Source organism: Asaia sp. HumB (assembly GCF_030263835.1).
Lineage (GTDB): Bacteria > Pseudomonadota > Alphaproteobacteria > Acetobacterales > Acetobacteraceae > Asaia > Asaia bogorensis.
Map to the genome: position 1 here is coordinate 725,244 of NZ_JARPML010000002.1, position 22,757 is coordinate 748,000.

Here is a 22,757-nt window from a genome sequence, read left to right on the forward strand (position 1 = left end):
TCCTTCACGGCAATAACTTCATCGGGCATCCGTTTAGCCTGGACCGCAATCCCGCAGAGAAAGGATAAGCCGCCCGTCGGGCGCGCATGATATTGCCAAGCGGTCTGTGCGCCTCGAGCCCGTGCCAAGGTGAAAACGAGAGACATTCATCAATCTGGTATGATCGCGCCTCGTTCCAGCTATCCTGCGGCGGAAATTCGAGCGTTGCCACAGTGTGGAAAGGGCTGAGAGCCTCGCTCCACTCTGTTGCGGCATTCTCGACAGGTTGCCGCTGTTCATCGCGGCAAAGCTGCGCACGCAGGCTGAAGCGCCCACCTTCCTGCGCCATGACGCGCCTGATTGCCCGACGTATCGCAACCGGATCATGATCGATATCGATCAAACGGCCCGTCAGCCGACGAAAGCTCTCTGACTCAGGCACGAGATCGAGCTTCGCGACATAATCACCAAAACGCACCGGCACCTGCGAGTAAAACCGGTCGCCCAGCGGATGAGTGGGTGTGAATCCACCCAGCGCAGCAAGCGTGGCACTGGGCCTGGCGAAGCGCGTCAATAGTCTCTGCATCAGGCGCAGCGTGCGCGAAAGCCACGCTTTGGCGCCCTCTGCCCGATCGGTTGTCAGCGCCAGCACGCGCAGATTCTTAAGAAATCCCCTGGCATCGGGTGCCCCGAAAACGGCACCGTTGGCAAACAGGAAGTCCTGTACCGCCACCCCCTTGTTGTCTTCCAGCAGCGGACCGGGCACGTCATGAATTTTCAGGGCAAAGCCACGTGGCCCTGAAACGGCATCGCGCAGCGGATCGCCCGGTATGGCTGAAAGCCGTGCCGTCAGGCGATAGGCGCCGGGTGTCGCAAAAAACCCTTGCGCAAGCTCCGGCGGAAGATTGGCCGCCACATGCAATGTCCCTTCAAGCAGGGCATGGCTCTTGGCATGAACCCCGCGCGAAGCCGTGCCGATATCACGATGCGTCGCCGTAATGATGCGCCTGAATGTCCGACGCAGTTGCTCGTGAGTGGCCCCTTCATCTGTTGAGCCTTTCTCGATGTCGGGGTGGTAGGCGATGGGTGCGCGCATCGATCGGCTCCGGCAGGTCTGGGCGAGGAATTCGATTTTTCCTCGCTCCCAGCGTCTGGCGACCGTCCGGGTTGCCATAGGCTCGTGCCATCGGTGTCAGACACACCCGAGGCACGGCCCCACCTGTGGCTCGATGGCTGCCCCATCGGATGCAACACGGGGCAAGAACACCTTGCTCGGGATAAACCGGTCAAGCGTCGAATGTGACGACCTTGGTCAGATGACGCGGCGCCAGCGTGTCGAGCCCGTTGGCGCGCGCCACGTACTCGCCCAGAAGTTGCAGCACGGGCAGACATACCAGCGGTCCCGCGCCCTGATCGCCGCCCACGGGAAGGGAAACCGTACCCAGACCGCCAAGGCCGAGCACGACCGCTCCCTTCTCCACCACCTCACGCGCTACCTGCTCTTCCTCCTCACGGGTATCAGGATGATAGAGCATGACCACGAAGGAATGTTCATCGATCAGGCTGGTCGGGCCATGACGATATTCGAGCGGATGATGCGCCTCACTCTGGCTAAGGCTCATTTCCTGCATCTTCAACGCCCCCTCGCGGGCCACGCCGTAATAGGCGCCGCCGCCAAGAAACACGAAATGCGAGCGGCCCTGAATCAGTGAGACAAGATGCGGGTCGGAAGCCTCCAGAAGGGCCTCGGCAGCGACGATCGTATCAGGCGTAATGGACAACCCGGCATAGCGCAGGCCCGTCATCAACATCAGACTGGCCGAGGCGGTCATCACGATCCCTTCCTCGGGGTGGGTCTCAGCCTCGAAGGATTCGCTCGAAACGCGCGTCAGGGCGCTGCCGGGCGCACAGGTAACGCCCAAGACATCGAGCCCTGCCCTGAGCCCGGCCGCGGCGGCTGCCACGGTCTCGGTCGACTCACCACTGCGCGACAGCGCCAGCATACGGGTGGGTGTCCCGGCCGGTACATAGGATGAGGCACGACGCGTCCACTCATTGCCCGGCACCGCGCGCGCGGCAAACCCGGCCTCGTTCAGCGCACAGGCAATACTGTCAGCGATATGCACCGAAGTGCCACAGCCAATCACCACATGGGCAAAACCGGGCTCGGGCGAAGAACCGGGAGACGACAGCGCCCGCCAGAAGGAGAACTGCTCACGTATGCCGCGTTCGGTCGCATTCATAGCCCAGTCTTTCACGCCAGGGGTGGGAGGTGGGCGCGATCATGACACAAGCTGCCCCGCGTTCCGATACCCCCTCTGCCCAGTCGGTCAGGTTTTTTCCGTCGCCTGTTCGGCGAAACGGACATCGCCCAGATCCTTGAGCAGATCCTCCTTGAGTGACTCCAGGCCCGTGACACCCAGCAGGGCCAGATCCCGGCTGATTTCGGTGCTGAGAATGGAAATGGCCTTGTCGAGCCCGGCACTGCCCGCCAGCGCACAGGCCTGAAGGAACGGACGCCCCAGCATGACCGCATCGGCGCCAAGCGTGAGGGCCTTGAGCACATCACCGCCACAACGAAAGCCGCTATCAACAATCACGGCCATATCGCCCGCTGCCTGCCTGATGTCGCCAAGAGCCTCGAGCGGGGCGATGGTAGAATCGAGCAGCCGGGCACCGTGATCGGAGATGCCAACCGCATCGGCCCCGATCCGGGCCGCTTCGGCAATATCTTCCGGACGCAGCAGCCCCTTGAGCACGAGCTTGCCTTTCCAGCGCGACCGGATGTGGCGGATATGGTCCCAGGTGAAGTGAGGCGACCCGCCGACAGCGGCAATCTCATTGGAGAAGAGGCCTGGCCCACCCTGAGGGCGGATGTTCACGATCTTTGGGTTGCGATCACGCAGGATCGTGCGGCCCAGCGTGCCGAATGTCCAGCCCGGATGCGCCATGCCACCGAGTGTAGCGCGCAGATTGGGCCGGATTGGCATGGAGTAGCCTGCCCGTGTCTCGGCAATACGTTGCGCGGGTACAGGCACGTCACAGGTAATGAGAAGGACGGGATAGCCCGCCTCCTGCACACGATCGATCATGCCATCGATGATGCCCATATCGCTGGGCAGATAGGCCGCAAACCAGGCCCTGGGATTGATGCGTATGATCTCTTCAAGAGGTGTGAGCGAATTGGCCGAGAGCGCATAGAAAAGGTTATGGCGACGCGCGGTCGATGCCTCGATACGGTCTGCGTCATAACGGGTCATGGCAGCACCACCCGTCGGGGCGAACCCGAAAGGCTGGTCATAGGTCTCACCCAGAAGGGTGATCTTGGTGTTGAGACTGGACACATCGCGCAGGCGATAGGGCCGCCACAAATAGCGCTGGAAGACGGCCCGGTTGCGGCGAAGGGTTATTTCCGACCCGGCGCCATTGCGCACATACTCATACACAGCCTTGGGCAGATAGCGTTTAACGGCCTTCTCGAAATCGGTAAGCTGATAGATATCTTTCAAACGCCGTTTGGCCGTGATGGACATGAAAAAGATCTCCCGAAGGTTCATGCTGATACGATGGCAATGAAGCAGGAACGGGGCCGGAGGCTTCTGGCGCTTTTGCAGCATCGTCACGTTAAAGTGACATCTCGCGCACCACGCTGACCCTGTCCCGGTTCATCCCGTTTTCCGCATCGGATAACGCAGGAAACAGCGAATTCTGATCATTCCGGTTCATGAATATAAAATAATTTTACAAAGTATGAAAATGAACATTCCCGCTTGACGCGACGTTGCTCTGGCACACAGCCAATCGCCGGAGCATCAGAGCCATGTCCATGAATGTCAGCGAATTCATGTGGAAACGCCTTCAGGAATGGGGCCTGAAAAGGGCCTATGGATATCCGGGTGATGGTGCAGGCGGGATCGATGTGGCGCTTCAGCGCGAGATCGATGCAGGGCGTGTGGAATACGTTCAGGTACGACATGAGGAAATGGCGGCGTTCATGGCTTCCGCCCATGCCAAATTCACAGGTCAGGTCGGACTTTGCTTTGCCACCTCGGGTCCGGGTGCCATTCACCTGCTCAACGGGCTTTATGACGCCAAGCTCGACCATGTGGGCGTCGTTGCCATCATGGGCCAGCAGGCGCGCACCTGTATCGGGTCGAATTACCAGCAGGAAGTCGATCTGCAATCGCTCTGCAAGGATGTCGGCTCGGAATATATCGTTACCGTTACCGAACCTTCGCAGATGAGGCACGCCATCGATCGCGCCGTGCGTATCGCCCGTGACAAACGTGCCCCCACCATCGTGATCGTCCCTAACGACCTGCAGGAGCTACCCTACAAGGAAGCGCCTGTCGCGCATGGCTTCACCCATACCGGCATTGGCGAGACAGTCATCAGCCCCGTGCCGGAGATGCACGGCCTGCAGGCCGCTGCGGAAATTCTGAATTCCGGCAAGAAAGTTGCCATTCTGGCTGGCGCTGGCGCGCTGGAAGCCACGGATGAGCTGATCGCAGTTGCCGACCTGCTTGGCGCCGGTATTGCCAAGGCGCTTCTGGGCAAGGCTGCCGTGCCAGACGAACTACCCTACGTCACTGGCTCACTCGGCCTGCTCGGCACCAAACCGTCCTGGGATCTGATGAAGGAATGTGACACCTTCCTGATGGTAGGCTCGGCCTATCCGTATAGCGAGTTCCTGCCCAATCCGGGTCAGGCACGCGGCGTCCAGATCGACATCAACGGCTCTAACCTCTCTCTGCGCTACCCGATGGAGGTCTGCCTGCAAGGCGACAGCGCCGCTACACTGCGCGCCCTGATTCCGCTTTTGCAGCGCAAGAGCGACCGGAGCTGGCGCGAGAAAATCGAGAAGGAAGTCGAGACGTGGTGGAAGGTTCTCGAAGCCCGCGCCATGACGGACGCCAACCCGATCAACCCGCAGCGCGTGTTCTGGGAATTGTCACCCCGTTTGCCTGAAAACGCGATCATCACCGCCGATTCAGGCTCGGTCGCCAACTGGTTTGCGCGGGATCTGAAAATCCGTCGTGGCATGAAGGCCTCGCTCTCGGGCGGCCTTGCCTCGCTTGGGGCTGGCACACCTTATGCGGTCGCCGCGAAAATGGCCTTTCCTGAACGGACCGTCATTGCCTGCATGGGCGATGGGGCGATGCAGATGAATGGCCTGAACGTGATGATCACGATTTCCAAATACTGGAAGCAATGGGAAAATCCTAAACTGATCGTTCTCGTGCTTAACAACCAGGACCTCAATCAGGTGACATGGGAAGAGCGCGTCCAGCTTGGCGAGGGCAAGACGACCGCCACGCAATCCATTCCCGATTTCCCGTATCACAAATACGCCGAATTGCTCGACCTCAAGGGTATTCTGGTCGATCACCCCGATCAAATTGCCGGTGCATGGGAAGAGGCCCTGAACGCGGATCGACCTGTTATCCTCGAAGCCCGCACCGATCCCGACGTGCCGCCCCTGCCGCCGCACATCACCCTGCAACAGGCCAAGGCTTTCCTCTCATCCCTGCCGACCGAACCGGAACTGCTCGATGTGATCCGCGGGTCAGCGAAAGAAATGCTGGCCACGTTCCTGCCTTCGAAGAAATCCTGAGTGCCGCGTTATAGTGGCCCGCGTGGCGCGGTCGGCTGGGCCCTCGGCCTGACCGGCGCGCTCACAGCGGCGGCCTTCGCTGCCGCAACGCGGGGCGGGCGCATGAGCCGGAAATCCGCCCTCCCTGCCCTTGCGGCAGAGCCGCCTCCCTCGGCGGATCGCGCCAATCTCGCTGCAAGACGCCTCAACCGTTCCGCCGGCACGCTGGCCGCTTCGGTTCTCTTCGACAGTGCCGTCGAGCACTACCGGGGCGATTTTGCGAACAAGGCGATGTACACCCCCCTTGTTACCTCGGCCCTCGCCCTCGCCGTCTCGGCGCATGGCACGGCGGATAGACGCGCTCATGCGCATCTGGTCCGCGACGGGGTTTATGCCCTGACAGGGCTCGTGGGGTTGGTAGGCACCGGGTTTCACATCTGGAATGTCGTCCAGAAGCCGGGACGATTCATTTGGCAAAACCTTTTTTACGGGGCGCCGCTCGGTGCGCCCATGGCCATAGGCCTCTCTGGCCTTCTCGGTTTTTTCTCTGAACGAGTGCGCGAGACAAAATCCGGCGACGTGCCGAAACTGTTCGGTCTGCCCGCGGGGCGCGTCATCGGCGCGGTTACCGGCGCTGGCATGGTCGGCACGACGGGTGAGGCCGGGTTGCTCCATTTCCGCGGGAGTTTCCATGACCCGTTCATGGTCCTGCCTGTTGCCATGCCGCCTGCCGCTGCCGTGGCCATCACACATGCCGCGTTGGGCGATGCCCGGACGGACCGCCGTCTGACACGCTGGTGGCTGCGCGCTACCGCCATCATGGGGGTGTCCGGCACCGTCTTTCATGCGATCGGCGTCGGGCGTGACATGGATGGCTGGCGCAACATCCAGCAGAACCTGCTCAATGGCCCCCCTATTCCGGCCCCGCCCGCCTTCACCGGACTGGCCCTCGCCGGGCTGGCCGCGCTCGATCTGATGGAGGATGACCGCGATGTCTGAGCGCTATCCGGGTTATGATGTGCTCAATAAGCGCCTCGGTCCCTCGTGGAACGATGCGACGCGCCGTGTGATTGACGAGCGCCTCGCTGTACCACGTGAGGCGCGCTTTCTGGAGCAGGCGGAATGGCTGACGCTTTGCGCCCTGTGCGACAGGGTTATGCCCCAGCCGAATGATCGCCCGCCCGTTCCGCTTGCTGCCTATGTTGACCAGAAGTTGCTCAAAGATGAGCGCCCCGGTTTTCGCGATGCAGCCCTGCCCCCCCAGCGCGAAACATGGAAGAGCGGCCTGGCGGTATTCGAAGCCGAAGCCCGCGCACGCCACAACGCCTCATTCCACCTTCTATCCGCCGCCGATCAGGAAAACCTGATGCGCGAAGCCGGGGCCGGTCGTCTGGGCCATGCCGGGTGGAGCGCTGAGCAGATGCAGCTTTTCTTCAATGGGCATGTGCTGACCGATATCCTCTCCGCCTATTACGCCCATCCTACCGCCTGGAGCGAGATCGGGTTTGGCGGTCCAGCGAGCCCACGGGGCTACGTCCGTATGCAGAATGACCGCCGCGACCCCTGGGAGGCGATCGAAGCCACGCCCGAAACGGTCGAGAAAGTGCGCAAGGAAAACCGTCATGTCCGATAATCCCTTGCTCACACCGCGCGCCATCAATGGCCGCGCACCGGATGTCTTTCGCAAGGGTGAATGGGTGCCCATGCGCGAATATGCGCAGAATGAGCCGGTGGATTTCGTGGTGATTGGCACTGGGGCGGGTGGAGGCCCCCTGATCGCCCGTCTAGCTGAGATGGGTTACTCGGTCATCGGGTTCGATGCGGGCGCGTATTTCAGGCCGCTTGAGGATTTTGCTTCTGACGAGACCAGTCAGAGTCAGCTTTACTGGACCGATGAGCGTCTGATCGATGGGGCAAATCCGATCAAGATGGGCAGCAATAACAGCGGCAAGGCCGTTGGTGGCTCGACAGTCCATTTCGCTATGGTTTCATTACGATTCAGGCCCGAATGGTTCCAGTCGCGCACCAAGCTGGGCTACGCAGTCGACTGGCCGCTCGATTGGCGCGAGATGTGGTCGTATTACGACAAGGCTGAACGCGACCTCGCTATTGCCGGGCCGATTTCCTATCCCTGGGGGCCAAAACGGCCACGCTATCCCTATCGTGCGCATGAAATTGGCGGCGCGGCGGAGTGGCTTGCGCGTGGTGCGGAGGCAATGGGCTATCAATGGTCTGAAACGCCTCTTGCCACGGTTTCGGCACCGCGCGGCGACTCCCCCTCTTGCGTCTATCGTGGCTTCTGTCGTGTCGGGTGCTCGACCAACGCCAAACAGAGCCAGCTTGTGACCTATATTCCCCGTGCCCTGAAGGCCGGTGCCGAGATACGCGATCTTGCCATGGTGGGACGTATCGAGACCAACGCGCAGGGTGTCGCGACCGGTGTGCATTATCATCGCGAAGGAAAGTGGCATTTCCAGAAGGCGAAACAGGTCATCGTTGCCGGTTATGCTATCGAGACGCCGCGGCTGCTGCTCAACTCGGCCACAGACCGCTTTCCGCAAGGGCTCGGCAATCGGTCGGGTTATGTGGGGCGCAACCTCATGGTGCAGTCCAATCAGGCTGTTTATGGCAAGATGAAAGAGACGGTGCGCTGGAACAAGGGACCGCCCTCTCTCACCATTACCGAGCACTGGAACTATGAGGACAAGAAGGATTTCTTTGGCGGGTATTGCTGGATGGCCCAGGGTCCCCTGCCGCTGGAATGGTCCTCTGCCGTGTCCTCATCGCGCGGGCTATGGGGCGAGGCGCTGCGCCAGAAAATGATGGATTACAACCATCAGGTCGGCCTCAAGATGGTAGGGGAAATGCTCCCCAGCATGAATAACCGCGTGACGCTGGCTGATGAGAAAGACCAGTATGGCCTGCCCATCACACGTATCACCTATGGCTGGCAGGATAACGACAAGGTCATGATCCAGCACGCCCTGGGCGAAATGCAGCGCTCACTCGAACTCATCGGCGCACAGGATATCTGGCGTCAGGAAAACGATACCAACCATCTGGCAGGAACGGCACGGATGGGGTTTTCGGCAGAAACATCGGTGGTCGATGCCGATTGTCGCAGCTGGGACGTCCCCAATCTGTGGATCTGCGACGGGTCGATCTTCCCGACCACAGGGGGCGTCAATCCCTCATTGACCATCACCGCTATTGCCCTGCGTACCGCCGACCGCATCCAGACACTGCATCGTCAGGGAAAGATCTCGCTTTGATCATCCCCTGACGCTGGGCTCTCAGTCGGCACGCAGAAACAGCACGACGCCAAGTGAGGCCTTGTCCAGATCGATCCTCACCCGGCTTTCATCCCGGACTGGCATGAAAGCCAGACTGAACGGTGCGAACCGGGTGAGGCGCGGACCTGTGAAAGGCTCGCCCGAGTTCCAGCTGGCTTCATCATGACCATAGGCGCAGAACAGCGACAGACGCCCTCCCGGCTCGGGCTGCCCCCCGGCCACACCCGTTGTAAGAACGAGGCTGATCCGGTTCGATCCCGAGAGGGCCGCGGCAAGCGATGCGCAATGGGCAAGGTCCTCTGCCAGGAAATCCGGATATCCTTCCTCCGAAACAAGAGCCTGAGCTGCCTGCATCACCTGTTCGACCGTTCCTGAGAGCGAGAGCGGCTCCAGAGGCGGCAACGCGTCTCTCATGGCCTCCACCCAGCTCTGTGGAGGTTGGCGCGTCCAGATGACCATATCGAGATCCTGACGGGTCAGGCTCGCCAATGTGTCCTCCAGATTACCGGCGCGGACATGGGGAACCTGGCCCGACAGGGAAGCCATCCCGTGCAGCATATCCTGCCCGTCGGGCCAGCTCTCAATGGCGAACATGCAACCCCGCATCATCGTCCGGCGCGTACCCGTCCTGCGGGGGCAGGCCGCGATCAACTGTGTCATGGTCCTCTTCGCAGCAGGCATCGATCAGACCGTCATGCCCCAGCGCGGTATCGTCAATCGTCAGCAGCAGCCTTCCCCCGACCTGAAGCTGTGCCGCTGTCATCGGTGGAGACCGATGTCGCACCGTGCATTGATCGGACCAGTCGGGATGGGCCGTCCCTGCCAGTAGGACAACCGCCCCTGGTGGGGTATCCTCGATATGGGCGCCGTCATCGCGTGTCCATTGCACACCCGGCCCGACATAGCTGCGCAACAGACGCAAGGCGAGGTGATCGACATGGAATTTGCGGCAGCTATCCGTCACGATCCGCTCAAGCCTGACCCGCATGACAGAGTGCCCCATCATATCGGCGTAGAGCGCCACAAGCGACATGATATCCTCGCGCAAGACGTAGAACGTGCCCTGCATGGCATCGGCCAGCTTCGCCCCCAGTTCGTCGGGCGTACCGCGCAGCACAATCACGGCAGGACGGGTCGCAAGGTAGCGATAGGCCGCGTCGCGCACCTCTGCGTGCAAGCCCAGTGGCAGCGTCGTCAGGTCGCCGGAAGGGAGTGTGACCGCCAGCGGGCTTTTACGGAAGGCGAGGATACGTCGCGTCGGGCAGGAAGCAATCATGGGTGGCCCTCAGAGTAAGTTATGTTATAACATAACAGTTCTAGCAAAGATTTCAATCCTTCCCCGTTCCCCTGCCCCGAGCGCCTCATGCCCGATTTATCTAGCCTTTCCCCCGCTCATCTGTCCGGCGAAACTGCCGAAACCCTCGCGACCAACAAGGGAGACCGTGATACGCGCCTGCCCGTGACCATCCTCTCAGGATATCTCGGCGCAGGAAAAACAACGCTGATGAACCATCTGCTGCATAACCGCGAAGGTTTGCGGATAGCGGTGATCGTCAATGACATGAGTGAGGTGAATATTGATTCCGCACTCATTCGCGCGGGTCATGCCGATCTGACGCGTGCGGAAGAAAATCTCGTTGAGATGACCAATGGATGCATCTGCTGCACCCTGCGCGATGACCTTTTGACGGAAATCAGCCGCATTGCCGCCCTCGATCGCTTTGACTACCTGCTGATTGAGTCAACAGGTATTGCAGAGCCTATGCCCATTGCCGCCACATTCGAGTTTCGTGACGACGCAGGGCATAGTCTGAGCGACGTGGCGCGGCTCGATACGATGGTGACGGTGGTCGATGCAGTCAATCTGCTCAATGACTTCTCTTCCACCGATTTCCTGCATGAGCGGGGTGAGAGCGCTGGCGAGGATGACCATCGCAGCCTTGTCGATCTCCTGACGGAGCAGATCGAATTTGCCGACGTCATTGTGCTCAACAAGATCGATACGGCAAGCGAGGCACAGCGCCGGGTCGCACGCTCCATCATCAACGCCCTCAATAGCGAGGCCCGGGTGATCGAAACCTCGGAAAGCCGTCTTGCCTCGCGGAAGGTGCTTGATACCGGCCTTTTCGATTTCGAGCGGGCCCATCGCCATGCCCGCTGGTTTCAGGAACTCTACCACCCGCACATGCATGCGCCAGAGACCGACGCCTATGGCGTGACCAGCTTCGTCTATCGCGCCCGACAACCCTTCGAGCCGGAAGCCTTCGCTTCACTGATCGCCCGCTCATGGCCGGGGCTTGTGCGCGCCAAGGGGTATTTCTGGCTGGCGACCCGCCCCGACTGGGTGGGCGAGCTGAGCATTGCCGGCTCGCTGGCGCGCAACCAGGCCGCCGGGCGCTGGTGGGCAAGTATCCCTGCGGCAGACTGGCCGACCGATGCTGAATGGCGGCAAACACTCGATGCGCTATGGGACCATTGCTATGGTGACCGCAGGCAGGAACTAGTTTTTATCGGTGCCAGTCTGAACGAGGCCGCCTTGCGTCAGGCACTTGACGCGTGCCTGATCACACCGCCCGATACTGGCGCTTTCGATCCCGGTTGTTACGCCGACTTACCGGACCCCTTTCTCAAATGGGAGTAGAGAAAGCTGGCCACACCAGCTGATAACGTTCAACGTGCCCCGGGACGGGTCTGACGGCTGATGAAGATAGCCAGCAGGATAATCGCGCCCTTAATGACATTCTGCACATAGGGTGAGATATTCATCAGATTGAGGCCGTTATTGAGCACGCCCAGAAGAAGCGCACCGATCAACGTGCCAACAATCGAGCCGCGCCCACCGGAAATTGCCGTTCCGCCAAGCACCACGGCAGCGATGGCATCGAGTTCGAACCCCATACCCGCATTGGGCTGGCCGCTCATGAGGCGCGAGCTGAGCAGGATACCGGCAATCGCTGCTGTCACGCCGCTGACAAGATAAACGATAACCTTGTAGCGACGCGCATCGATACCAGAGAGACGCACGGCGTCCTCATTGCCGCCAATGGCGAAGATATAGCGCCCGATCGGCATTTTCTCGAGCAACACATAGGCCACCACAAATGTCAGCGCCATGATCACAATAGGGGTCTGCACCTCTAGAATGGTGCCACGCCCCAGAAAGCCGAACCAATCGGGCAGACCGGTAACCGGATAGCCATTGGTGTAAATCAGCCCCAGCCCGCGCGCGATGCTCATTGAGGCGAGCGTGACAATGATGGGGGGCATACGCAGACCGGCAACGCACAGCCCGTTGCCTAGCCCAAACACCATGCCTGCTCCAATCCCTGCAAGGATGGCCACGACGCCTGATACCCCGCTGGCAAGCAGCCCTGCGGTGAGCGTACCCGTGAGAGCCATAGTGGCACCGACAGACAGATCGATCCCACCTGTCAGGATCGCAAAAGTCATACCAACCGAAATGATGGCGTTGATCGAGACCTGACGGCCGATATTCTCCAGATTGCCCAGCGACAGGAAGCGGCTGTTGAGAAACATCATGCCGATGACGACCACAATGAGCCCCATGGCAGGCAAAAACGCGGTCGAGCGCCGTGATAGCGCCACAAGGGAGTCACGCATGGAGCGACGCTCCCGACCCGGCGGACTGATGAGAGGCATATCCCTGTCCGACGGATTTTGTACCGCTTGATGTGGCATGACGCATGATCTCCTCGGCGTTCAGCGCGTCTCCTTCGAGAATGGTCGAGATGGCGCCACGATAAAAAACAGCGACGCGGTCGCACATCCCGACGATTTCGGGGAGTTCTGATGAGATCATGATGATCGCAAAGCCCTCCCCGGTCAGGTCCCGCATCAGACGATAGATTTCCGCTTTGGCCCCGACATCGATTCCGCGCGTCGGTTCATCGAAGATCAGGATCGGGCAGCGACGATTGAGCCAGCGCGCGATGACCACTTTTTGCTGGTTGCCGCCGCTGAGCGTGACGGTTGCCGTCTCGGCATCCGGGGCCTTGACCTGCAGGGCGCGCATGAGAGAGGCGGTTTTCTCATGCTCCTTGCGCCGGTCGATCAGTCCTGTGCGCCGCGTATACTGTGGAAGATTATTGATCGAGATATTGTCGCGTATACTGAATGGCAGAATCAGGCCTTCTGTCTTGCGGTTTTCAGGCAGGAGCCCAATCCCGGCTTTGAGCGCCGCCGCCGGATCGGACAGGGTGACTTCACGCCCATGCATGGTCACGCTCTTGCCCGGACACGGTAGCGCTCCGATCAGGGCAAGGGCGGTCTCTGTACGGCCCGAGCCCACCAGCCCGGCAAAACCAAGAATTTCGCCTGCGTGAAGGTCGAAATCGCTCATCGCCGCATCGCTTCGGCTGCGCAGATGGCGCGCTGTCAGCAGCACGCTGCGCCCGGCCGCACTGATCTTGGGCGGAAAGCTGTTCTCGATACGCCGCCCCACCATCATCTCGACCAGATGATCCATGCTGCAGGATGCGACTGGTGTCAGGCCGACATTCGCACCGTCGCGCAGAATGGTGATTCGGTCGCAGATCTCGAAGATCTCCTCGAGATGATGCGAGACAAAAATGATCCCGATGCCCTCATTGCGCAGCTGCCGCATGACACGAAAAAGCAGCGCTGCCTCATTAGGCGTCAGCGGAGCCGTTGGCTCGTCCAGAATAAGGATGCGCACATCTAGCGAGAGCGCCTTGGCAATCTCCACGAATTGCTGCTCGGCAACACTCAACCGTCCGACGGGGACGGTCAGGTCGATCTGCACGCCGATGCGTTCAAAAAGGCCAGCCGCCAGACGCGCCATGGCCGTGCGGCGGCTCAGCCCGAGCGCATTGCGCCTTTCTCGCCCCAGAAAGATATTATCGACCGCGTCGAGATCGGGCACCAGGCTGAATTCCTGAAACACGATGCCGATGCCGCGCGCGATGGCGTCGCGATAGCTCGTGAAATGGCACGCTTCGCCATCGAGCAGCATCTCGCCCTCATCCTGGCGCTGGATGCCGCCTATGATCTTGATAATCGTCGATTTCCCGGCACCGTTTTCACCCAGCAGCGCATGAATCTCACCACGCATGAGGTCCAGTGAAACGCCCTTGAGCGCTTTCACCCCGGGAAAGCTTTTGGTGATGCCCTGCAGCTTCAGGAGCGGCAGGGCAGAAGAAGAGTGAATTTCTGTCATGATGCCTTACCGCCCCCAAATAGGTGTTCAGGAATAGGTGCTCAGGATCGGGAAAAAAGAGAGGCGCAGCCCCGCTTGGCTCTCACCAGCTAAAGGTCTTCGCCCCCTTGGCGTCGACCAGTTCCACATCCACGGGCACTGTGGCGGGCGGCACTGCACCCCAGTACTTGGCGAGCGCCATAGCCAGGGCGAGGCGGATCTGCTGACGCGGGAATTGCGCGGCCGTGCCGATGAAATGCGAGCCCGGCTTGGCAATGGCCTTGATCGCTTCGGGTGCGCCATCCACGCTTACAAGCTTGACGTCATGCCCGCTCGACTCAATGGCCGACAACACGCCCAGCGAGCCGTTATCGTTGACGCTGAAAATACCCTTCATATCAGGATTGGCCTGCAGCATGTTTTCAGCCACCGTCAGAGCCTGATCGCGCTCCTGCTTGCCGTTTTGCGTACTCACGATCTTGATACCCGGGAATTTCGCCAGAGCGGCCTTGCATCCTTTGACGCGCTCCAGGATCGGCACCACGGGAATACCGTCTATGATACCGACATCACCCTTGGTGATGGTCTGGCCCAGATAGGTGCACGCCTTGAAACCGGCATCGTAATTCTTCGATCCCACAAAGGCATCGATAGGGCCATTGGCCTGGGCATCGACAGAGACAATAGGGATGTTCTTATCGTGCACGGTCTTAACGATGGAGGCGACACCCGCTGAATCGGTCGGATTGATGAGGACAACCTGCACGCCCTGCTGCACCATATCCTCAATATCGCTGACCTGCTTGGACACGTCGTGATGCGCATCGCTGATGATCAGCGTGGCCCCGATGGATTTGGCTGCATCCTGCAGCGCGTCCTTCATGGTGACGAAATAAGGGTTGTTCATCTCCTGAAAGGACACGCCGATCTTGAGCGGCTCGGCGGCGCAAGCCTTGCCGGAGGCCAAAGAGAGCGCGGACCCGGTGATGAGGGTCGAGGCAAGAAGCGTCTTGAGAAACTTGTTCATTTTGAACTCGTATCGAAATGGGCATTGCCTGCCCGGTGCGGTTTTCCATGCCCCGTCATCCGGGGCACGGGCTCAGTTGATGCGACGCCGTGACCGGGCTCAACCGGTCGAGACGCCCGGTCCTGTCGGTTCAGATGGCGGTATAGCCGCCATCAACAAAGATCTCCTGCCCGTTGATCATCCCCGAGGCAGGGGTCGCGAGATAGAGCACCAGATCGGCCACCTCCTGAGGTGTGGCGACACGACCCGCGGGAATTTTTTCGAGAAAGCGCTGGAGCTTGTCACCCACACCCCAGACGCGCTCGCCCATGGGCGTCCAGACCACGGTGGGGCAGACAGCATTGGACTGGATGTTATGTGGCGCCCATTCGGCGGTCATCACCTTGGTCAGGCCATTCAGACCAGCCTTGGACGCCACATAAGGGCCATGATCAGTCAGCGCCACGCTGCTGGCCATGGAGCTGATATTGATGATCTTGCCCCCCCCGGCATCGATCATGCCCGGCACCAGCGCCCGCGCCATGAGCCAGGGCGCCCGCAGGTTGAGATTGAGGATAGAATCCCATTCCGCGACGCTCTGCTCGGTCAGCGATTTCGGTATGCTCATCCCGGCATTATTGACGAGGATCGTCGGTATGCCGATTTCGCTGCGCATGCGGGCGGTAGCCTGCTCTGCCGCTCGTGCATCGAGCAGATCGGCTGCAATGGCGAGACAGGTCCTCCCCTGCGCGGTAACGAGCGCGCGCGTCTCATCCAGAAGCGCCTCGTCCCGGGCAATGGCGACAATATCAGCCCCTGCGGCGCTCAGCGTCTCGCAGATCGTGACACCTAGCCCGCGCGAAGCCCCGGTGACGACGGCAACCTTGCCTTTGAGCGAAAAACGGGTGGAGAGATCGGTCATGACAGGTTCATGCCTCCTGCAGGCGACGCTACCGGCGCGCCAAGGGTACGGGAATGCGCCAAGAGATGAGGCGCGGTGATCTGTTGCGATTGCTGGCGAAACTGACGCGGCGTGCAGCCACGCAGACTCAGGAACACGCGATTGAAATTCGAGAGATTGCTGAACCCTGCCTCTCGGCAGATATCAGTCACCGCCATCGAGGTCGTGGCGAGCAGATGACACGCATGGCCGATACGCAGCTTCTGCACGAAGCTCATGAAAGTCTCCCCCGTCACCGCGCGGAACTGGCGCGAGAAACCTGAAGGCGTCATGCCGAGGGATGAGGCGATGCTCTCGTGGCGGATCGTGGCGGGATCGGTCGTCAGGAGATGACGCACCAGACGGTTGATGCGCGCAGCACCCGAAACACCGACCCCACCCGGCAGAGGGCGATCGCGCCCGGTAGACAGACGCCGCCAGGGCGATTGCGACAACGCAGACAAAAGGGACATGCAGGAGGCGAGTTTCTGCCCCGCGCTTTGCGCACCCATCGCGACGAGAGCCTCGGCATGGGCGAGAGCCTGCACGCCGGTGAATTCCAGCCCATGGACTGACTCTGCGAGCATACGCGTCAGCCCTGACAACTCCGGGCAGAGCGCAATCAATCCCTCAATCCAGTTCTGGCTGAACTGGAGCACCACGTCGCGTCCCTGGAGCACTTCGCCTTCGGAAAGGGGACTGAACCAAACATGAGGGAGATCCGGCCCGATGAGCACAAGCTGACCCGCCGAAAAGGCGCCGATATGATCGCCGATCATCGCACGGCCTGCGCCGCGTGTGATCAGATGCAGCTCATATTCCGGATGATAGTTCCAGCAGGCAATGGCTGCCGGATAATCATGCTGGTGCCAACGGAAACTGCCGGTCTTCTGCTCAGGTATCAACTCCAGAATGGCAGGGTTCTGCACCCCTCGTCCATTCTGCCCAGGACAGGTATGACCCGTAGAAATGCCATTGAGATACGACATGAGACGTGCCTCGCCTGTGCAGGACGTCAGAGCGTGATCTGGAGTTTGACGTCGTCCGGCCTACCCTCCGCCGCTCGCTCAAAGGCCGCGATACCCTCGCTAAGCGGATAGCTGCCGGAGATCAGCGGCTTGAGGTCGATACGTCCAGAAGCGACGAGCGCAATGGCGCGATCATAGACATGGGCATAGCGAAAGATCGTCTCGATGCTCAGCTCCTTGGCTTGCGCCGCAACGATATCAAGGGCGACCTTCTTGGGAGGCATACCGACCAGTATCAGACGCCCTCCAGGCCGTGTGCAGTCCAGTGCGTCCTGATAGGCTCCCTCGAACCCGCTCGCCTCAAAGGTCACATCCACGCCCCAGCCCTCACCGCACTCGGCAGCGATACGCTCGGCCGGTTTTGCCTCGGCCAGATTGATCGGCACGATATTGGCATAGCGTCCGGCTATCGCGAGCTTGGGTGCCGAGAAATCGCTGATAAAAACCCGGCTTGCCCCGGAGGCTAGCGCCGCGAGCGCTGTCATGATCCCGATGGGTCCTGCCCCTGTAACCAGACAGACGTCGCCGGGCTGCAGGCGGGCCTTGACGCAGGCGTGAACGCCGACCGCCAGCGGCTCGACCATCGCCCCTTCAGCAAAGCTCACACGATCAGGCAGTTTGTACGTGTAAGCCGCTGGATGCACCACAGAGGCCGTCAGGCAACCATGCACAGGCGGGGTTGCCCAGAAGCGTACGGAAGGGTCGATGTTGTATTGCCCCAGGCGGGAGGCACGCGAATGCACGTCAGGAATACCCGGCTCCATGCACACACGATCACCGATTTGCAGGCCCGAGACGCGGCTACCCAGTGCGGTGATTGTCCCCGAGGCCTCATGCCCCAGCACCATGGGCTCACGCACGACAAACGGCCCGATGGCGCCATGCGAGTAGTAATGCACATCGCTCCCACAGATCCCGACCGTATGGATGGCAATACGCACATCATCAGGGCCAAGCGTGTCATCAAGGGCGATATCCCGCAGGGACAGTTTGCCACGCTCTTCCAGAACCAGTGCCTGTGCCATCTCGTCATTCCTTACAGGTCCCGACATGCTCCAGCGATACGCGAACATGACAGGACTGTTAGATATAACGACATGATCTCATGAAATAGGTCTGTTCTTCACAAAATCCGATGATTTCTTGCGTGAACAGAACACCACTCCGTGATTTTCGGTCTGAACGCGAGCCTCTGTGAACAGGCGCCGCACTGGAGCGAGGTACTCCGTGGCGACCTCGTTTGGCGCCGGGTCATCGCTGACCTATGCTGGTTTTCCATCGGGGTGCGCCCCGGCCTTCCCCCAATGCCGACAGAAAGAGTTCAGATGCCCGAGCGTCCCGTTTTCCCCGGATTGAGCCGTCGACGGGCCCTCGCTTCGCTTGTCGCGACGGGTGGTGGCCTGATGGGAGCGGCACTGGCGCAGGCAGCGCCTGGCCCTGTTGCGGCACCCAAGGCACCGGACGGGGAAAGAAAGGCCGAGCCCAACGCCTCGCATCCCTCCCCTGCTGACCAGCCGGGAGCCACCGCCCATCCGGTCATTCGCACGCAAAGCGATGCCCTTTACCGCCCCACGATCCATTTTTCACCCGAGAGCGGGTTCATGAACGATCCTAACGGGCTCATTCATGATGGGTCGGTTTTTCATCTTTATTATCAGTATGACCCCTTTGCCCCCTATGCCGGTCACGTGCATTGGGGCCATGCGACGAGCAAGGATCTGCTGTCGTGGCAGGACCAGCCAATTGCGCTCAATGAATCACCGGCTGGCGAGGCCTTTACCGGGTGCACTGTGCTGGACGCACAGAACAGTTCAGGCCTGTTCAAGGAAGGGCAAGGTGGACTGGTTGCCCTCTACACCCGCGCCACGCCCAAGAAGCAGTCACAGTATCTAGCGATCAGTGAGGACGGGGGGCAGAGTTTTCACGATATCGCCCAGAATCCGGTGCTCGATATCGGCAGCAACTCATTCCGTGATCCGCAGGTGATCTTTCACGAGCCCACCCGCCAATGGGTCATGGTGGTTGCAAAGTCACGCCTGCATCAGATTGCATTCTACGCCTCCATCGATCTCCGACACTGGGTGCATCTCAGCGATTTCGGCCCGTCCGGCCTGTATGGCGTCGATTATGAATGCCCCAATCTGATCGAGATTCCCGTTGAAGGCGGCGGGTCGCGCTGGGTTCTGTTCATCTCGGTCAATCCCGGTGGGCCGACGGGGGGCAGCATCACCCAGTATTTCGTTGGCAGCTTCGATGGCAGTCGCTTCACCCCCGATGACACCGTGATCGGGCTGACGGATTTTGCCAAGGATGCCTATGCCCTTCAATGTTACCAGAACATGCCGGGCAAGCAGGCCGTCTCCATCGCCTGGCTGGGCAACTGGCAGTACTGTCAGGAACTCCCGACACAAAGCTGGCGCGGCTGCATGACCCTGCCCCGGCTCATGACACTGCGCCATGACTCAGCCGGCTGGCTGCGCCTCGCCCAGGCCCCGAAAGGGCTGGAAACGCTGCGTGAAGCGCCCATCGCTTTCACCTGTCAGCGTCTGGCCGCCGGTGCCAGTGCCTCGGTGCCCCTCCCGCAAGGCGTGGCGCTCGAACTGGTCCTGAGTGCGACCGTTGACCAGATGCCCCCTAATCTGCCGCTGGGGGACAAGGGGCGCACAGGCCGGTTCGTTATCGTGTTCGGCAATGATATGGGCGAGAACCTCACCATCGGTTTTGACGCCTTCAGCGGTCAGCTCTGGATTGACCGGGCCGATCTCAACGGTTTCAAGCAGCCTTTCTTTACCGGGCAGTTCTCGACCCCTCTCAATGCCGATGACCGCCATTTCGACATACGTTTGGTGCTTGATGCCTGCACACTTGAGGTATTCGCCAATGGTGGCCTTTCGGTAGGAACCGCCTTGCTCTTTTCAGCCAACCCGCTCAGCTTCCTCAAGCTTGAGGCGACGGGCGCAGGGGCAAGCATTGAGACGCTGGGCCTGTACCGGCTCAGGAAGGTCATGCCGCGCGAGACAGCCCTGTAAGCCTCGGCCACCCTATGATAAGGCGGTGATCCCGACGAACCAGACCGGAGCTATTCCCTCTCATGTCCTTCACCGCCTGTCTTTTCGTCATGCTCGGCGGGGCCCTTGGCACGCTGGGGCGCTATCTCGTCTCTGTCGCGACCGCGCCCTATAGCCGCTCCATGCCGTGGGGCACGATCCTGGCCATCAATACGGTCGGATCGTTCGTTATCGGTTTTTTCGGCACGCTGACGCTCGCCCATGGCCGCTTTCCCGTTTCGGAAAACATGCGGCTCTTTGTCATGGTCGGGATTTGCGGAGGGTACACCACCTTCTCGTCATTCAGCCTTCAGACGCTGGATCTGATGCGTGCCGATGCATGGGGCCGCGCCATGCTCAACATCATTCTTTCAGCCGTGCTCTGCCTTGGCGCGGTATCACTGGGGCATCATGCCGCCTCGAAGCTCAATGCCGGGGCCTTTCAGATCGCCCAGAACGAGACCGAAGAGGACGCCTGATATCCTGACGACCGTCCCGCCGGGTCAAAGCCTGGCGGGACACAGAGTTTGCCTTGTTCGCCCCCGCAGAGGCCATCCTTCAGGCTGAGAGCGCTTCGAAGCGGGCTGTCTGCTCGTCGCAGCGATAGATATCGGCCATCGGGTATGGCTGTCGCGCAAGCGTCGCCACCGCGTTGATGACCCGATCCACCTTCTCGTCGCTCATCAGAACGCTGAAGTTCAGCCGGGTCCAGCCGGGCTTTTCGATTTCATGACCCGACAGGATCTCGCGGCGCAGGATTGCCGAGGCGGGCTCATCGATGGAGAGCAGTCGATGCGCATAGGGCCCGGCGCAGGCACAGCCGCCACGTGCCTGAATACCGTAGCAATCGGACAGCAAGCGGGTGAAAAGTTGCTGATGGATATGACCGCCGCGCTGATGATCGCGGATGCGCATGGAGAAAATCGGCAGAGTCGGCTTGTCGGGTGAGGCACCGATCAGTTCGATTTCTGCCACCTCGCCCCATGCCTTAAGCGCCCGTGCGCGCAGTTCGGCATGACGTTCATCCATGAAATCCTGACCGATGGCGTCCTTCACCAGAAATGCCAACGCCGCCCGGATATCACCCACCACATTGGGTGTGCCCGCTTCCTCACGGTCGCTCACGCGATCGGAATAATCATGCCCCCAGGGCGAGACAAAACGCACCGTTCCACCACCCGGCAGGCTCGGGCGTGTGATGGCCACAGCAGCATCACGAACGATCATCACGCCTGAAGCGCCGGGTCCGCCGACAAATTTGTGGGGCGATACAACCACCGCATCGATCTGGGCAGGCGTGCCTGCTGCCATATCGATGGCAAGATACGGGCCGCCTCCTGCATAGTCCCAGACCGAACGCGCGCCATGCGCATTGAGCAGGGTCGTGATGGCCGCGACATCGGTCAGAATGCCGGTCACATTCGAGGCTGCGGAAAAGGCCGCCACCACCAGCCGACCCGGGGTGAGGGCTTCCAACACGTGGGTGAGCTCTGCCACATCAGGCCCACCCTGCACGGCCTCGCCGATCTCGATGATTTCCGCACCGCTTTCGCGCCACGGAAGAATGTTAGAGTGATGCTCGTAAGGCCCGATCAGAACGAGCGGTTTTCTGCCTTCAGCGACGGCCTGTGTAACGCCCATAAGGCTGACGAGACGGTTGATGCCTGATGTCGCACCTGAGCCGGTGAAAACAACGCTGTACGCCTCCGTCGCCTTGCAGAGCCGGGCGATATGAGCGCGCGCCGAGGCACGCAGCCTTGTCATCATGCGTCCGCAATAGGACGCCTGGGTATGACTATTGGCATAGTAGGGCAGAACCTGCGTGAGGACGAAGCTTTCCACCTGCTGAAGCGCGCGCCCTGAAGCCACGTAATCGGCATAAAGCAGCGGATGATCGCCAAACGGCCCCGGCACAGGCACGCCCTCACCAATGACCCCTTTGCGAAGCCCTGCCAGCCCCTCTTCGCCCTTCAGCGAAACGGCAAAATCATCGAGGCAAGTATCAGGGTTCAGCATGGTAAAGGCTCCTGTGATCGGATGAGCACAGGATAGAGCGATGGAATGGTGGAAAACTCACCCTATTTCATCGCAGATTACGCTTTCTTTCTATCAAATGATCTGTTTTTCTCGATTTCATGGATCAGATAGACCGCGCCATCGTCCGAGCCCTCCAACAGGATTCATCGCTTTCCCAGCGGGGTCTGGCCGAGAAAGTCGGGTTGTCGCAGAATGCCTGCTGGCGCCGTCTGAATGCGCTCAGAGTCAGCGGCGTGATCGAGGGAGAAACCGTCCGCCTGTCGCAAACGGCCATAGGGCTGGGTGTGACGGTATTCGTGATGGTACGCACACGCTACCACTCACGCGAATGGCTGAGCCAGTTTCGCGAGGCCGTTCTGGCCATACCCAATATCGTGGATTTCCACCGTCTGGCGGGTGATTACGACTACATGCTCAAGGTCGTCGCCAAGGACATGAACGCATTCGACCGCATCTATCAGATGCTTATCAGCAAGGTAGAGCTGGACACCGTCACCTCCTATCTTTCGATGGAGGCTATCGCCGATAATCGTGACATGCCTGTGTGATTGCGCAGGATGGAAAGGCCTTTCGCCACAGCCACGCTGACACATACAAACACTCATGATGGACAGACGCTCCAAGGGCGCCGCCCATCATCAGTTACCAGGCTAGAAAA

Annotated in this window: 20 protein-coding genes; 8 read left to right on the forward strand and 12 right to left on the reverse strand. The window is 60.4% G+C overall.

Annotated elements, in window-relative coordinates; all coding sequences use genetic code 11:
• Positions 1 to 4 precede the first annotated feature (4 nt).
• From P5689_RS04450 to P5689_RS04460, 3 genes are all read right to left on the reverse strand, one after another.
• Positions 5 to 1,075 carry a catalase family protein gene (locus P5689_RS04450; protein WP_285532243.1) on the reverse strand — a complete coding sequence of 357 codons (1,071 nt, stop codon included), beginning with the start codon at positions 1,073 to 1,075 and terminating at the stop codon, positions 5 to 7.
• A gap of 190 nt (positions 1,076 to 1,265) precedes the next feature.
• Complete coding sequence (locus tag P5689_RS04455) at positions 1,266 to 2,222, reverse strand: SIS domain-containing protein (protein WP_285532244.1); 957 nt, start codon at positions 2,220 to 2,222, stop codon at positions 1,266 to 1,268.
• Between the two features lie 87 nt (positions 2,223 to 2,309).
• Positions 2,310 to 3,512 (reverse strand): alpha-hydroxy acid oxidase, encoded by a 1,203-nt coding sequence (locus tag P5689_RS04460; RefSeq protein WP_023979472.1) that lies wholly within the window; start codon positions 3,510 to 3,512, stop codon positions 2,310 to 2,312.
• A gap of 293 nt (positions 3,513 to 3,805) precedes the next feature.
• Between P5689_RS04460 and P5689_RS04465 the strand changes: the two genes are divergently transcribed.
• From P5689_RS04465 to P5689_RS04480, 4 genes are read left to right on the forward strand one after another with little or no spacing between them, the layout of a single operon-like run.
• A complete protein-coding gene (locus tag P5689_RS04465; protein ID WP_285533835.1) occupies positions 3,806 to 5,593 on the forward strand; it encodes a thiamine pyrophosphate-requiring protein in 1,788 nt (595 codons plus the stop codon).
• Positions 5,594 to 6,571 (forward strand): hypothetical protein, encoded by a 978-nt coding sequence (locus P5689_RS04470; RefSeq protein WP_285532245.1) that lies wholly within the window; start codon positions 5,594 to 5,596, stop codon positions 6,569 to 6,571.
• Positions 6,564 to 7,205, forward strand: a complete 642-nt coding sequence (locus P5689_RS04475; RefSeq protein ID WP_285532246.1) for a gluconate 2-dehydrogenase subunit 3 family protein — start codon at positions 6,564 to 6,566, stop codon at positions 7,203 to 7,205. The genes P5689_RS04470 and P5689_RS04475 overlap by 8 nt, the downstream gene beginning before the upstream one ends.
• Positions 7,195 to 8,844, forward strand: a complete 1,650-nt coding sequence (locus tag P5689_RS04480) for a GMC family oxidoreductase (RefSeq protein WP_035444554.1) — start codon at positions 7,195 to 7,197, stop codon at positions 8,842 to 8,844. The genes P5689_RS04475 and P5689_RS04480 overlap by 11 nt, the downstream gene beginning before the upstream one ends.
• A 21-nt stretch (positions 8,845 to 8,865) precedes the next feature.
• Here P5689_RS04480 and P5689_RS04485 read toward each other — a convergent pair whose 3' ends face one another.
• Positions 8,866 to 9,459: a DUF1826 domain-containing protein gene (locus P5689_RS04485; RefSeq protein WP_285532247.1), complete on the reverse strand. Its 594-nt coding sequence runs from the start codon at positions 9,457 to 9,459 to the stop codon at positions 8,866 to 8,868.
• Positions 9,446 to 10,141, reverse strand: a complete 696-nt coding sequence (locus P5689_RS04490) for a DUF1826 domain-containing protein (protein WP_285532248.1) — start codon at positions 10,139 to 10,141, stop codon at positions 9,446 to 9,448. The genes P5689_RS04485 and P5689_RS04490 overlap by 14 nt, the downstream gene beginning before the upstream one ends.
• A gap of 87 nt (positions 10,142 to 10,228) precedes the next feature.
• Between P5689_RS04490 and P5689_RS04495 the strand changes: the two genes are divergently transcribed.
• Positions 10,229 to 11,506 (forward strand): GTP-binding protein, encoded by a 1,278-nt coding sequence (locus P5689_RS04495; RefSeq protein ID WP_285532249.1) that lies wholly within the window; start codon positions 10,229 to 10,231, stop codon positions 11,504 to 11,506.
• 29 nt (positions 11,507 to 11,535) lie between these two features.
• Here the strand turns inward: P5689_RS04495 and P5689_RS04500 are convergent, their stop codons facing one another.
• The 6 genes from P5689_RS04500 to P5689_RS04525 form a co-directional block, all read right to left on the reverse strand.
• Positions 11,536 to 12,486: an ABC transporter permease subunit gene (locus P5689_RS04500; RefSeq protein ID WP_285532250.1), complete on the reverse strand. Its 951-nt coding sequence runs from the start codon at positions 12,484 to 12,486 to the stop codon at positions 11,536 to 11,538.
• A complete protein-coding gene (locus tag P5689_RS04505; RefSeq protein WP_285532251.1) occupies positions 12,479 to 14,062 on the reverse strand; it encodes a sugar ABC transporter ATP-binding protein in 1,584 nt (527 codons plus the stop codon). Before P5689_RS04505 ends, P5689_RS04500 begins: the two co-directional genes overlap by 8 nt.
• 82 nt (positions 14,063 to 14,144) lie before the next feature.
• Positions 14,145 to 15,068, reverse strand: coding sequence for an ABC transporter substrate-binding protein (locus P5689_RS04510; protein ID WP_285532252.1), 924 nt, complete (start codon positions 15,066 to 15,068; stop codon positions 14,145 to 14,147).
• A gap of 130 nt (positions 15,069 to 15,198) precedes the next feature.
• Positions 15,199 to 15,969 carry an SDR family NAD(P)-dependent oxidoreductase gene (locus tag P5689_RS04515; protein WP_023979960.1) on the reverse strand — a complete coding sequence of 257 codons (771 nt, stop codon included), beginning with the start codon at positions 15,967 to 15,969 and terminating at the stop codon, positions 15,199 to 15,201.
• Complete coding sequence (locus tag P5689_RS04520; protein WP_051395973.1) at positions 15,966 to 16,976, reverse strand: AraC family transcriptional regulator; 1,011 nt, start codon at positions 16,974 to 16,976, stop codon at positions 15,966 to 15,968. Before P5689_RS04520 ends, P5689_RS04515 begins: the two co-directional genes overlap by 4 nt.
• A gap of 26 nt (positions 16,977 to 17,002) precedes the next feature.
• Entirely contained in the window at positions 17,003 to 18,040 is a 1,038-nt protein-coding gene (locus P5689_RS04525; RefSeq protein ID WP_023979962.1) for an NAD(P)-dependent alcohol dehydrogenase, read from the reverse strand.
• Positions 18,041 to 18,340: 300 nt separating this feature from the next.
• Here P5689_RS04525 and P5689_RS04530 point away from each other — a divergent pair, with 300 nt between their 5' ends.
• Positions 18,341 to 20,044, forward strand: a complete 1,704-nt coding sequence (locus P5689_RS04530; RefSeq protein WP_023979963.1) for a glycoside hydrolase family 32 protein — start codon at positions 18,341 to 18,343, stop codon at positions 20,042 to 20,044.
• 62 nt (positions 20,045 to 20,106) lie between these two features.
• Positions 20,107 to 20,541, forward strand: coding sequence for a fluoride efflux transporter CrcB (gene crcB / locus P5689_RS04535; protein WP_023979964.1), 435 nt, complete (start codon positions 20,107 to 20,109; stop codon positions 20,539 to 20,541).
• Between the two features lie 79 nt (positions 20,542 to 20,620).
• Here crcB and P5689_RS04540 read toward each other — a convergent pair whose 3' ends face one another.
• Entirely contained in the window at positions 20,621 to 22,078 is a 1,458-nt protein-coding gene (locus P5689_RS04540; protein WP_285532253.1) for an aminotransferase class V-fold PLP-dependent enzyme, read from the reverse strand.
• Between the two features lie 119 nt (positions 22,079 to 22,197).
• Here P5689_RS04540 and P5689_RS04545 point away from each other — a divergent pair, with 119 nt between their 5' ends.
• The gene (locus P5689_RS04545) at positions 22,198 to 22,647 is read left to right on the forward strand and encodes an Lrp/AsnC family transcriptional regulator (RefSeq protein WP_035444548.1); all 450 of its coding nucleotides are present in this window, start codon (positions 22,198 to 22,200) and stop codon (positions 22,645 to 22,647) included.
• Positions 22,648 to 22,757: the final 110 nt, after the last annotated feature.

What these genes read in the sequence shown, in the direction of transcription:
- P5689_RS04545 (WP_035444548.1), top strand. Translation starts at nt 22,198, where the DNA reads ATGGATCAGATAGACCGCGCCATCGTCCGAGCCCTCCAACAGGATTCA.
- P5689_RS04460 (WP_023979472.1), bottom strand. Translation starts at nt 3,512, where the DNA reads ATGTCCATCACGGCCAAACGGCGTTTGAAAGATATCTATCAGCTTACC.
- P5689_RS04455 (WP_285532244.1), bottom strand. Translation starts at nt 2,222, where the DNA reads ATGAATGCGACCGAACGCGGCATACGTGAGCAGTTCTCCTTCTGGCGG.
- P5689_RS04480 (WP_035444554.1), top strand. Translation starts at nt 7,195, where the DNA reads ATGTCCGATAATCCCTTGCTCACACCGCGCGCCATCAATGGCCGCGCA.
- P5689_RS04500 (WP_285532250.1), bottom strand. Translation starts at nt 12,486, where the DNA reads ATGCGTGACTCCCTTGTGGCGCTATCACGGCGCTCGACCGCGTTTTTG.
- P5689_RS04475 (WP_285532246.1), top strand. Translation starts at nt 6,564, where the DNA reads ATGTCTGAGCGCTATCCGGGTTATGATGTGCTCAATAAGCGCCTCGGT.
- P5689_RS04530 (WP_023979963.1), top strand. Translation starts at nt 18,341, where the DNA reads ATGCCCGAGCGTCCCGTTTTCCCCGGATTGAGCCGTCGACGGGCCCTC.
- P5689_RS04465 (WP_285533835.1), top strand. Translation starts at nt 3,806, where the DNA reads ATGAATGTCAGCGAATTCATGTGGAAACGCCTTCAGGAATGGGGCCTG.
- P5689_RS04510 (WP_285532252.1), bottom strand. Translation starts at nt 15,068, where the DNA reads ATGAACAAGTTTCTCAAGACGCTTCTTGCCTCGACCCTCATCACCGGG.
- P5689_RS04490 (WP_285532248.1), bottom strand. Translation starts at nt 10,141, where the DNA reads ATGATTGCTTCCTGCCCGACGCGACGTATCCTCGCCTTCCGTAAAAGC.
- P5689_RS04520 (WP_051395973.1), bottom strand. Translation starts at nt 16,976, where the DNA reads ATGTCGTATCTCAATGGCATTTCTACGGGTCATACCTGTCCTGGGCAG.
- P5689_RS04450 (WP_285532243.1), bottom strand. Translation starts at nt 1,075, where the DNA reads ATGCGCGCACCCATCGCCTACCACCCCGACATCGAGAAAGGCTCAACA.
- P5689_RS04505 (WP_285532251.1), bottom strand. Translation starts at nt 14,062, where the DNA reads ATGACAGAAATTCACTCTTCTTCTGCCCTGCCGCTCCTGAAGCTGCAG.
- P5689_RS04495 (WP_285532249.1), top strand. Translation starts at nt 10,229, where the DNA reads ATGCCCGATTTATCTAGCCTTTCCCCCGCTCATCTGTCCGGCGAAACT.
- crcB (WP_023979964.1), top strand. Translation starts at nt 20,107, where the DNA reads ATGTCCTTCACCGCCTGTCTTTTCGTCATGCTCGGCGGGGCCCTTGGC.
- P5689_RS04485 (WP_285532247.1), bottom strand. Translation starts at nt 9,459, where the DNA reads ATGTTCGCCATTGAGAGCTGGCCCGACGGGCAGGATATGCTGCACGGG.
- P5689_RS04515 (WP_023979960.1), bottom strand. Translation starts at nt 15,969, where the DNA reads ATGACCGATCTCTCCACCCGTTTTTCGCTCAAAGGCAAGGTTGCCGTC.
- P5689_RS04540 (WP_285532253.1), bottom strand. Translation starts at nt 22,078, where the DNA reads ATGCTGAACCCTGATACTTGCCTCGATGATTTTGCCGTTTCGCTGAAG.
- P5689_RS04525 (WP_023979962.1), bottom strand. Translation starts at nt 18,040, where the DNA reads ATGGCACAGGCACTGGTTCTGGAAGAGCGTGGCAAACTGTCCCTGCGG.